At 64.3% G+C, this 11,152-nt stretch carries 10 protein-coding genes; all 10 read left to right on the top strand.

What is annotated here, in order from left to right; translation table 11 throughout:
• Nucleotides 1-135 (top strand): GMC oxidoreductase (locus ACT3TP_RS03185; protein WP_444619331.1); only part of this gene is annotated, 135 nt, incomplete at its 5' end.
• A 137-nt stretch (nt 136-272) separates the two neighbouring features.
• Nucleotides 273-1,469, top strand: a complete 1,197-nt coding sequence (locus tag ACT3TP_RS03180) for an amidohydrolase (RefSeq protein WP_444619329.1) — start codon at nt 273-275, stop codon at nt 1,467-1,469.
• Nucleotides 1,470-1,732: 263 nt separating this feature from the next.
• Nucleotides 1,733-2,821 (top strand): BMP family lipoprotein, encoded by a 1,089-nt coding sequence (locus ACT3TP_RS03175; protein WP_444619318.1) that lies wholly within the window; start codon nt 1,733-1,735, stop codon nt 2,819-2,821.
• A 123-nt stretch (nt 2,822-2,944) separates the two neighbouring features.
• Nucleotides 2,945-4,579: an ABC transporter ATP-binding protein gene (locus tag ACT3TP_RS03170; RefSeq protein ID WP_444619316.1), complete on the top strand. Its 1,635-nt coding sequence runs from the start codon at nt 2,945-2,947 to the stop codon at nt 4,577-4,579.
• 20 nt (nt 4,580-4,599) lie between these two features.
• Entirely contained in the window at nt 4,600-5,808 is a 1,209-nt protein-coding gene (locus tag ACT3TP_RS03165) for an ABC transporter permease (RefSeq protein ID WP_105553938.1), read from the top strand.
• 5 nt (nt 5,809-5,813) lie between these two features.
• A complete protein-coding gene (locus ACT3TP_RS03160; protein WP_444619327.1) occupies nt 5,814-7,085 on the top strand; it encodes an ABC transporter permease in 1,272 nt (423 codons plus the stop codon).
• A gap of 8 nt (nt 7,086-7,093) precedes the next feature.
• Complete coding sequence (locus tag ACT3TP_RS03155; RefSeq protein ID WP_444619314.1) at nt 7,094-7,504, top strand: cytidine deaminase; 411 nt, start codon at nt 7,094-7,096, stop codon at nt 7,502-7,504.
• A 60-nt stretch (nt 7,505-7,564) separates the two neighbouring features.
• On the top strand, nt 7,565-8,878 hold the full coding sequence (locus ACT3TP_RS03150) for a thymidine phosphorylase (RefSeq protein WP_105570253.1): 1,314 nt from the start codon (nt 7,565-7,567) through the stop codon (nt 8,876-8,878).
• A 306-nt stretch (nt 8,879-9,184) separates the two neighbouring features.
• The gene (locus tag ACT3TP_RS03145; RefSeq protein WP_444619311.1) at nt 9,185-9,859 is read left to right on the top strand and encodes a DedA family protein; all 675 of its coding nucleotides are present in this window, start codon (nt 9,185-9,187) and stop codon (nt 9,857-9,859) included.
• 102 nt (nt 9,860-9,961) lie between these two features.
• Entirely contained in the window at nt 9,962-11,143 is a 1,182-nt protein-coding gene (locus tag ACT3TP_RS03140) for an adenosine deaminase (RefSeq protein ID WP_444619325.1), read from the top strand.
• The last annotated feature ends 9 nt before the right edge of the window (nt 11,144-11,152 follow it).

Raw genomic sequence — 11,152 nt, 5'->3', positions numbered from 1 at the left:
GAGCTGCGGGTTAAGGGGGTGTCCGGGTTGCGGGTGGCGGATGCGTCGGTGATGCCGGAGTTGGTGACGGTGAATCCGAATCTCACGGTGATGATGATCGGTGAGCGCTGCGCCGAACTGATCCGCGGCAAGTAGCGAATGTCCCGTGCCCCTGGCCCCGGTTCGCGATGAACCGGGGCCTGGGCTGGGATTGTATTGCGTAATTAGGCTCAAGGTTACGGCCCAGCTGGTCGCCGATTCCTCGACGGCGTATTCTCACAGGGGTGACCACCGTGAATGAAAATGGCAAGTTAGCTTCCGTCCAACCGTGGACCGAGCCGCTGCTGCCTGCGCTGATCGACTTCCGCCGCGAGCTGCACCGCAACCCAGAACTGTCCTTCGCGGAGCACCAGAGCACCGCGCGAATTCTCGCGGCATTGCGTGCCGCCGGGCTCGAACCGGTGGCCATGGAGCAGACCGGTGCATTCGTCGACGTGGGGCCGGGGCCGATCCGGCTCGGGCTGCGCGCGGATATCGACGCGCTGCCGGTGGTGGAAGAAACCGGACTGGATTTCGCCTCGCTGACCGACGGGGTGGCCCACGCCTGCGGCCACGACATCCATACCACCGTGATGCTCGGCGTCGCGCTGGCATTGCAGCGGATGGACGAGGCCGGGGCGTTGCACGGGAAAATTCGGGTGATCTTCCAGCCTGCCGAGGAGAAACTGCCCGGCGGCGCGCTGTCGGTGATCGAGCAGGGGATCCTGGATGAGGTGCCACGCGTGCTGGCCCTGCACTGCGATCCGCGGATCGACGTGGGCAAGATCGGTACCCGCATCGGCGCGATCACCTCGGCCAGCGATACCATTCGGATCGAGGTCAACGGCCGCGGCGGGCATACCTCGCGTCCGCATTTGACCGAAGACATCGTCTTCGCAATGAGCCAGATCGCCACCCAGGTCCCGGCGGTGCTCGGGCGCAAGGTCGATGTGCGCTCGGCCGTCTCGGTGGTGTGGGGGCAGATTCATGCCGGCAGCGCCCCGAATGCGATACCCGCTACCGGATACCTGGCCGGAACCATGCGTTGCCTCGATGGCGAGGTCTGGTATGCGGCCGGTGAGCTGCTCGATGCTACGGTCCGCCAGGTGGCAGCCCCCTATGGGGTGGAGATCAAGATGCAGCACACCCGCGGGGTGCCGCCGGTAATCAACGCTCCGAGCGAAACCGCGTTGATCGAAGATGCCGGTCGCCGAGAATTTGGTGCGGCCGCGATCGAATTGACCCCGCAGTCCATGGGCGGAGAAGATTTTGCCTGGATGACGCAGAAGGTGCCGGGGGCAATGTTGCGACTTGGCACCCGCACTCCGGGAGGCAAGACCTACGACCTGCACCGCGGGGACTATAACCCAGATGAACGATGCATCGGCACGGGCGTGCGTTTAATGACCGCCGCGGCGGTGCAGGCCATCGACGAAGCGCTGGCCAACTAGGGGAAACCCAAAAGTTTTTAACACTTCTTTGAAGCATTAACAAATCGTCATCTGACTTGGAGTTTGACGTTAAGCGCTTGCCGTTACGTGTTCGGGAAGTTACCGGTTTGCAATCTTCCACGTCTTTACCTCTGTCGTATCTCCGATAGGCTATGGAAACGATGGGAAAGCTAGTACTTTTGTGCCGCTCGCGAAGGCCATCTTCGTGGGGTTACAGGTTCCTCGCCTCCCGGTAATCTCGCACTTCACTCATGGAGGTTTAGATGCGCTTCGTATCGCGCAAGACCGGTATGGCCGCGGCCATGCTCGGCATTTCTGCTTTGGCATTGAGCGCCTGTGGCGCCGCTCCAGAGGAAACCGGCGGAGCTGCCGGCAACTCTGACTACATTGGCTGCATCGTTTCCGACTCGGGCGGATTCGACGACCAGTCCTTCAACGAATCCTCGCACCGCGGCCTGCTGGCCGCCGCCGACGATATTGGCTTCACCCCGCGCGAGGCAGAGTCGAAGTCGAACGCCGACTTCGCCACCAACCTCACCGGCATGATGAACGCCGGCTGCAATCTGACGGTCACCGTCGGATTCCTGCTCGGCGACGCAACCGCCGAAGCCGCTGCCGCTAACCCGGAGAAGCACTTCGCGATCGTCGACTTCCAGTACGAGGAGCAGATCGAAAACGTCAAGCCGATCATCTATGACACGGCCCAGGCAGCCTACCTGGCCGGCTATGCGGCAGCTGCCGCCTCGGAGACCGGCACCGTTGCCACCTTCGGCGGCGTCAAGATCCCTACCGTCACCATCTTCATGGACGGCTTCGCCGACGGCGTTGACAAGTTCAACGAAGGCAAGGGCGAGGACGTCAAGCTGCTGGGCTGGGACAAGAAGAAGCAAGACGGCACGTTCACCGGCGACTTCGAAAAGCAGGACAAGGGCAAGCAGGTGACCAAGAACTTCATCGACAACGGTGCAGACGTGGTCATGCCTGTGGCAGGCCCGGTAGGCAAGGGCGCCGGCGCTGCGGTGCAGGACGCCAACAAGGCCGGCAAGGACGTCAAGCTGGTTTGGGTTGACTCCGACGGCTACGTGACCGCGCCGGACTACAAGGACGTCATGCTCACCTCGGTGGTCAAGACCATGGACAAGGCCGTCGAAGAGGTCATCGTCGCCGATGCCGCAGACAACTTCGATTCGACCCCATATGTCGGAACGCTGGAGAACGAGGGCGTTGCCCTGGCTCCATTCCACGACTTCGACTCCAAGGTTTCCGACGAAACCAAGGCAGAGCTCGAGGCCCTGAAGGCCTCGATCATCTCCGGTGAGCTGAAGGTTGAATCGGCTGCCAGCCCTAAGTAGGGTTTGGCGCACCACAGAATAAGTCATCCGAGCGCGTCACCGCTCACCGCCCGAGCGGTGTGCAGGTGACGCGCTCTATGCCTGCCCACCTGCCAGCAACCGAATAACAAAGATGGTGGAATCGTGAAACTCGAACTACGAGGAATCTCGAAAGCCTTCGGTTCTTTCTACGCCAACAAAGACATCGACCTCGTCGTCGATGATGCCCAGATCCACTGCTTGCTCGGTGAGAACGGCGCGGGAAAGTCCACGCTAATGAACGTGCTCTACGGTCTGTACCAACCGACCGAGGGGCACATCCTGCTCGACGACAAGCCGGTGGCATTCTCCGGCCCCGGCGATGCCATGGCCGCCGGCATCGGCATGGTGCACCAGCACTTCATGCTGATCCCGGTGTTCACCGTCGCCGAGAACATCGCCCTGGGCGCCGAAGCCACCAAGGCCGGCGGCGTGCTGGACCTGCAGGTCACACGCAAGAAGGTCCGCGAAATCTCCGATCGCTATGGGTTCAACGTCGACCCGGACGCGGTCGTCGAGGACTTGCCCGTCGGCGTGCAGCAGCGCGTGGAAATCATCAAGGCGCTGGTCCGCGAGGCGAAGGTGCTCATCCTCGACGAGCCAACCGCGGTGCTGACCCCGCAGGAAACCGACGAGCTGCTGGATATCATGCGCCAGCTCAAGGCCAACGGCACCTCGATCGTGTTCATCTCGCATAAGCTGCGCGAGGTGCGCGCGGTCTCCGATGTGATCACCGTGGTCCGCCGCGGCCTGGTCGTCGATTCGGTCGCCCCCGAAACCTCCACCACCGAGCTGGCCAACCTGATGGTCGGACGCGCCGTGCAGCTGAATCTGAACAAGGAAGCGGGCACCCCGGGGGAGGCCAGTCTCGCGGTGCGCGAGCTGAGCGTCATCAACCCGGCCGGCACCACCACCTTGGACCGGGTCTCCTTCGACATCCATAAGGGCGAGATCCTCGCCGTGGCCGGGGTGCAAGGCAACGGGCAAACCGAACTGACCGAGGCGATCCTCGGCACCCAGCCGGTGAATGCCGGATCGATCAAGCTCGACGGGCAGGAACTGGTCGGCAAATCGGTCAAGGCGGTGCTGCGCTCTGGCGTGGGATTTGTCCCCGAGGACCGCTCGGTGCACGGGCTGGTCACCCAGTTCTCCATCGAAGAGAACCTGATTCTGGACCTGTACGACCGAAAGCCCTTCGGCAAGGGGATTTCGATGAACCTGGAGGCGATGAAGAAGAACGCCACCAAGCAGATCGCCGACTTCGACGTGCGCACCGACAACCCGCTGAACCCGGCGTCCAGCCTTTCGGGCGGCAACCAGCAGAAGGTGGTGATGGCCCGCGAGCTGAGCCGCGATTTGAAGCTGTTCATCGCCTCGCAGCCCACCCGCGGCGTGGATGTGGGCTCCATCGAGTTCCTGCACCGGCGCATCGTCGCCGAACGCGACAAGGGCACCCCGGTGCTGATCGTATCCACCGAGCTGGACGAGGTGATGGAGCTGGCGGACCGGATCGCGGTGCTCTACAAGGGCAAGATCAACGGCATCGTGCCGGGGGACACCTCCCGCGAGGTGCTCGGCCTGATGATGGCCGGAGTCTCCCAGGAGGATGCGACCAGCCAGGCCGGGCACGTGAAGGCGGATGCCGAACCCGTCGAGGCGACCCCGGTGCCGGTGGAAACCAAACAGCCCGGCCAAGCAGCGCCGGGCGAAACCAACGCAGCGGAAGGAGAAGCGCAGTGAGCGAGAACCCCATCGGCGAGATGCCGACCGCCGAGAAGCCGGCAGCGCAGCCCGATGGCGGGCGGGCGAACAACGAGCTCTTCCGCAAGATCACCCAGGGCCCGGGCATCGTCTCGCTGCTCGGCGTGATCGTCGCCCTGGTCATCGGCGGCCTGCTGGTAGCGGTCACCGACAAGAAGGTCATCGAGACCTCCAGCTACATCTTCGCCCGACCCAGCGATTTCTTCTCCCAGCTGTGGCGCGCGGGAACCGAAAGCTACGTGGCGCTGTTCAACGGCTCCATCTACAACTCCGCACGGGGCTTCTCCCCGTTCCTGGAGACCCTGACGGTCTCCACCCCGCTGATCTGCGCGGGCCTGGGCGTTGCCCTGGCCTTCCGCGCGGGCATGTTCAACATCGGTGCCCAGGGGCAGATCATCATCGGGGCCACGATGGCCGGCTATGTCGGGTTCGCCTGGCACCTGCCGCTGGTGCTGCACCTGCTGCTGGTGATCATCTTCGGGCTGCTCGGCGGCGCGCTGTGGGGCGGGCTGGTGGGCCTGCTCAAGGCCCGCACCGGCGCGCACGAGGTGATCTTGACGATCATGTTCAACTACGTGGCGCTGTACCTGCTGGACTTCTTGATGAACACCACCGCCTTCCGCCGTCCCGGCGAGACGAACCCGATCTCCCCGATCCTCGACGCCAACGCGACCTTCCCGGCGATGCCCGGTTCCCGGTTGCACCTGGGGTTCGTCATGGCGATCGGGCTGACGGTGCTGGTGGCCTGGATGCTCAAGCGCTCCACCCTCGGCTTCGAATTCCGCGCGGTAGGGCATAACCCGCAGGCCGCACGGACCGCCGGGGTGAACGTCGCACGGACCACCATGCTGGCGATGGCCTTCGCCGGCGCGCTGGCCGGTGCCGCCGGCGTCGCCCAGGTGGCCGGCACCGAGAAGGTGCTCACCGCCGGTGTGGCCGGCTCGCTCGGCTTCGACGCGATCACCGTGGCGCTGCTGGGCCGCTCCACCCCGTGGGGGACCTTCTTCGCCGGACTGCTGTTCGGTGCCTTCCGCGCCGGTGCGGTCAATATGCAGATCTCCACCGGCACCCCAATCGACATCGTGCTCGTGGTGCAGTCGCTGATCGTGCTGTTCATCGCCGCTCCGCCGCTGGTGAAATCGATCTTCGGCATGAACCCCAAGCGACGCGCGCGCGTCGCCGAAACCACCAAGGCAGGTGCCAAGTGACCACCATGACGACTCAAGGCCTGCAACCGTCGATCACGCTGTTGCCGAGCAAGAAAACCCCAATCGTGCTCAGCGTCATCGCACTGATCACGCTGATCAGCTTCGGCTTCCTAGGCAGCAGCCAGGCGGCGCACTTCTCGCTGAGCACCGCCACCGACGCGTTCACGATTCCGGACCTGGTCTTCCCGGGCATGGCCACGAATATCGTCTTCGGGGTGCTGCTGGCGGCCCTGGCGGCCTATTCCTGGAGGCTGCGCGCCAAGGGGCAGGTGCTGCCGACCTGGGCGGTGGTGATCGCCGCGGTGGTCTTCGTCCTGGGCTTCCTGATCTGGGTGGTCTCCGGGGCGAATATCAACAGCATTTCGCTGGCCAGCCTGCTCGCCGGCGCGGTGGTGCTCGCGGTGCCGCTGGTCTTCGGTTCGCTCTCCGGAGTGCTCTGCGAACGTGCCGGCGTGGTCAACATCGCCATCGAGGGCCAGCTGCTCGGTGGCGCGTTCACCGCGGCGATCGTCGCCTCGGTGACCAAAAACGCCTTCGCCGGGCTGATCGCCGCAGGCATCGCCGGCGCGCTGGTTTCCCTGGTGCTCGCGGTCTTCGCAATCAAGTACCTGGTCAACCAGATCATCGTCGGCGTGGTGCTCAACGTGCTGGTCTCGGGCATCACCGGGTTCCTCTTCACCACGGTGATGCAGGAAGATCCGGAACTGTTCAACTCGCCGGCCCACCTGCCGATCATCGCGATCCCCGGGTTGAGCGCCATCCCGGTGATCGGCCCGATCCTGTTCAAGCAGTCGCTGATCGGCTACCTGATGTACGTGGCGGTCTTCCTGGTCTGGTTCGGCCTGTTCAAAACCCGTTGGGGGCTGCGCGTGCGTGCGGTGGGCGAACACCCGAAGGCCGCGGACACCCTGGGCATCAAGGTCAACGCCACCCGCTTCTGGAACGTCACCCTCGGCGGCATCGTCGCCGGCATCGGCGGCTCCTTCTTCACCCTGGTGGCGATCGACTCCTTCACCAAGGAAATATCCGGGGGCCGCGGCTTCATCGCGCTGGCCGCGGTGATCTTCGGACGCTGGAACCCGATCGGAGCCTTCGCCGCCGCGCTGCTCTTCGGCTTCGCGGATAACCTGCAGGTGATCCTGACGATTATCGGCACACCGGTGCCAAGCCAGTTCATGGCGATGATGCCGTATCTGGTCACGATCTTCGCCGTCGCCGGACTGGTGGGCCGCTCGCGTGGCCCGGCGGCCGTCGGCGAACCGTATGTGAAGGAATGACAATCCCCATGGAAAACAACACCGCGCCGTGGCCGCAGCTCGAAGCTGCGGCCGCGGCGGCGCTGTCCACGGCCTATGCACCCTACTCGAAGTTCCGGGTGGGCGCCGCGGCGCAAACCACCGATGGGCGAATCGTCTCGGGGTGCAATATCGAAAACGCCGCCTACGGGGTGACCCTGTGCGCCGAGTGCGCCATGGTCGGCGAAATGTTCGCCACCGGCGGCGGCCAGCTGGCGTACTTTGTCTGTTTCGGCCAGCTGGAGGCGGGCAAGGTCGAACTGATCACCCCCTGCGGGCGCTGCCGCCAACTGCTCTTCGAGCACCGGGGTGCCGACATGCTGATCAAAACCGATACCGGCATCCTCACCATGGAACAGCTGCTGCCCTACGCCTTTGGCCCGAACGATATTGCCTTGTGACCCGCGCGCTTTTGCGTAGCGAAGTCACCTCCGAGAAATTGACGAGTAAGGAACCCGATTATGGCTGCCGAAAAATTTAGTGCCGTCGATATCATCCGCACCAAACGCGATGGCGGGGAACTCAGCGGCGAGATGATCGACTGGACCATCGAGGGGTACACCCGCGGGGCCATCGCCGAAGAGCAGATGTCCGCGCTGAATATGGCAATCTTCTTCCGCGGCATGAACCGTTCGGAAATTTCGCGCTGGACCCACGCGATGATCAACTCGGGCGAACGCATGGACTTCTCCGGGTTGACCGATGCCAACGGCAAGAGGCTGGCCACCACCGACAAGCACTCCACCGGCGGGGTGGGGGATAAGATCACGCTGCCGCTGGCACCGCTGGTCGCCAGCTTCGGGGTGGCCGTCCCGCAGCTCTCCGGCCGCGGCCTAGGCCACACCGGAGGCACCCTGGATAAGCTCGAAGCCATCCCGGGGTGGCGTGCGGCATTGACCAACGAGGAGATGTTCGCCCAGCTTTCGGGTGCCGGCGCGGTGATCTGCGCCGCGGGCACCGGGCTGGCCCCGGCGGATAAGAAGCTGTACGCGCTGCGGGATGTGACCGCCACCGTGGACTCGCTGCCGCTGATCGCCTCCTCGATCATGAGCAAGAAGATCGCCGAAGGCACCGGCACGCTGATCCTGGATGTGAAGGTCGGTTCCGGCGCCTTCATGAAGGACGAGGCGATGGCCCGCGAGCTCGCCGAAACCATGGTCTACCTGGGCACCGACTCCGGGGTGAATACCGTCGCCTTGCTGACGAATATGGACACCCCGCTCGGGTTGACCGCCGGCAATGCGATCGAGGTCGAGGAATCCGTTGAGGTGCTCGCCGGCGGCGGGCCGGAGGACGTGGTCGAGCTGACCGTGGCCTTGGCCACCGAGATGCTCGCCGGTGCCGGGATCAAGGGCGTTGACGTGCGCGCCGCGCTGGGCAACGGCCAGGCGATGGACCGCTGGCGGCAGATGATCATCGCCCAGGGCGGCGACCCGGACGCGAAGCTTCCGGTGGCCACCGAATCGCATACCGTCTACGCGCCGGCCGAGGGCGCGCTGCTGAAGCTCGACGCGATGGATATCGGCTTGGCGGCGTGGTTCCTGGGCGCGGGGCGTGCCCGCAAGGAGGATTCGGTGCAGGCAGGTGCCGGCGTGCGCTTGCATGTGAAGCCCGGCGCCTTGGTGCGCCGCGGGCAGCCGATCGCGACGCTGCTGACCGATACCCCGCAGAAGCTGCCGCGCGCCATCGAACTGGTGGAAAAGTCGATCCTGATCGGTTCGGATACCGACCGGGCGGACACCCGCCTGATCTTCGACCGGATTGCCGCGAAGTAGCCGAACTTCCGCGAGCGCGCCGGAATCCCTGCAGCGCGAAGCGGCACCCGACCCACGCCGTGGTCGGGTGCCGCTGTTGTTTTTCGCGTTGGCGGTCAACCGCTGCTCCGCGCGCAGCTCTAGTCTCCCGGCAAACTCCCGGGAACCGGAAGGCGGTGTTCAATCGTTGGACAGATGTCTCCACCCGTGGGTGCGGATGGATAAAATTCATTATGCGACGACGGTCGGATGCATCGGTGGGAGTTCTCGAGTGAGAATGGAATCACGGCGCGTCAGGCGCAAGCCCGGGGGAAGAAGCAGAGATTAATGGAACTGGTCAACGAGGCGATCACGCAGGCGGCAAGCGCATGGTGGGTGCTGCCGCTGTTGTTTCTGTTCTGCATGATCGATGCGTTTTTCCCGATTGTGCCTTCCGAGTCCTTTCTGGTCTCGCTGGCCGCCGTGGGCGTGAACACCGGATCGCCTAACCTGGTATTGATTGCAGTGCTTGGCATTTCCGGGGCCATCGTGGGGGACCAGATCACCTTCCTGATCGGCCGCAAGCTCGGGGCGCGCGGTTTCGCGTGGATGCGCGGAAAGCGGGCGCAACGCGTGCTGAATTTTTCCGCGCGCAAGCTCCAGACCTCCGGGGCGCTGCTGATTTTCACCGCACGCTATATCCCCGTGGGCCGCGTCGCGGTGAATTTGACGGCGGGCGCCACGGGCTTCAGCCACCGCCGCTTCACCCTCTTCGACATCATCGGCTGCGTCACCTGGGGCGCCTATTCGGTGGGCATCGGAGCGTTGGCGGGCAATTGGCTGGCGCATAACAAACTGCTGGGAATCATCGTCTCGGTGGTGCTCGCGGTGCTGCTGGGCTACCTCATCGACCTGTTGGTCAATCGGGTGTTTGCCCGGTACAAGCGGCGCACGCAGCACGGCGCGCCGGCCGAAACCTCCGGGGCGCTGGAGCTGGTCCCGCCCGAGCACGAACAGGGTTAACCTGCCGGCTTGACGATGGTCACATAGCGGCTCGCAGATCTTTACCCAGCAGAACTATCTGTGCGGAGGAATTGCGACTAGGCTCGACCTGTGACTGAAGAAATGATTCATCTTGCCTATGATCCCGAGTTCGACTTCCGGGATCTGCCCAAAGTTTCGCTGCATGACCACCTTGACGGTGGCTTGCGCCCGCAAACCATCATCGACTTGGCAGCGGAGGCCGGCCACGAGCTGCCGGCCGCCGACGCCGAAGCCTTGGGTGAATGGTTCCGTGAATCGGCCGACTCCGGTTCGCTGCCACGCTACCTGGAAACCTTTGACCACACCCTGGCCGTAATGCAGACCCGCGATGCGCTGATCCGCGTGGCTCGCGAATTCGTCGAAGACCTCGCGGCCGACGGAGTGATCTACGGCGAGGTGCGCTACGCACCCGAGCAGCACCTGCGTGAGGGGCTGAGCCTGGACGACGTCGTCGACGCCGTGCAGGAAGGGCTGGATCAGGCCTGCGAGACGCTGAACAACGAGGGCCACCCGATTCAGGTTGGCCAGCTGCTCTGCGCCATGCGCCAAGCGGACCGCGGCCTGGAGATCGCCCAGCTGGCCTTGCGCCACCGCGGACGCGGCGTGGTCGGATTCGACATCGCCGGCCCCGAGGATGGGTTCCCGCCTTCGCGCATGAAGGATGCCTTCGACCTGCTGGCCGAGAATCTCTTCCCCACCACCGTGCACGCAGGCGAGGCCGCCGGGCTGGACTCGATCAAGGATGCAATCCTGGTCGGCCGCGCCACCCGCTTGGGCCACGGCGTACGCGTCGCGGAAGATATCGAAATCGAGTTCGGCGGCGTGGACGACGACGGGGAAACCCTGGACCAGGACACCGGACTGGTTTCCTTGGGCCCGGTAGCCAACTGGGTGCGCGAACGCGGCATTCCGCTGGAAATCTGCCCGTCCTCGAACCTGCAGACCGGCGCCACCGCCGGATTCGGCGAGGGAATCGAATCCCACCCGATCGACCTGCTGGTGCAGACCGGGTTCAACGTCACCATCTCCCCGGACAACCGGCTGATGAGCGGCACGGGCCTGTCCGATGAATTCGAATTGCTGGTCGAGGCCTTCGACTACGATCTCGAAGACCTGCTGGATCTGACGCTGAACGCCGCCGAGGCGGCCTTCGTGCCGCTGGAAATGCGTGAACTGCTGGTCGAATACATCAACGACTACTACGCCGACCTGCTCGACGAAGACGACGATGAGGACGACGACGAGGATTACGAAGAGATCTAATTCTCGACG

This window comes from Glutamicibacter sp. AOP38-B1-38 (assembly GCF_052377485.1).
Lineage (GTDB): Bacteria > Actinomycetota > Actinomycetes > Actinomycetales > Micrococcaceae > Glutamicibacter.
This window is presented reverse-complemented; position numbering and strand designations above follow the sequence as displayed.

Bases quoted from the DNA above. Each gene is read 5' to 3' on its own strand.
- ACT3TP_RS03165 (WP_105553938.1), top strand. From the start codon at position 4,600: ATGCCGACCGCCGAGAAGCCGGCAGCGCAGCCCGATGGCGGGCGGGCG.
- ACT3TP_RS03150 (WP_105570253.1), top strand. From the start codon at position 7,565: ATGGCTGCCGAAAAATTTAGTGCCGTCGATATCATCCGCACCAAACGC.
- ACT3TP_RS03175 (WP_444619318.1), top strand. From the start codon at position 1,733: ATGCGCTTCGTATCGCGCAAGACCGGTATGGCCGCGGCCATGCTCGGC.
- ACT3TP_RS03160 (WP_444619327.1), top strand. From the start codon at position 5,814: ATGACGACTCAAGGCCTGCAACCGTCGATCACGCTGTTGCCGAGCAAG.
- ACT3TP_RS03155 (WP_444619314.1), top strand. From the start codon at position 7,094: ATGGAAAACAACACCGCGCCGTGGCCGCAGCTCGAAGCTGCGGCCGCG.
- ACT3TP_RS03140 (WP_444619325.1), top strand. From the start codon at position 9,962: ATGATTCATCTTGCCTATGATCCCGAGTTCGACTTCCGGGATCTGCCC.
- ACT3TP_RS03145 (WP_444619311.1), top strand. From the start codon at position 9,185: ATGGAACTGGTCAACGAGGCGATCACGCAGGCGGCAAGCGCATGGTGG.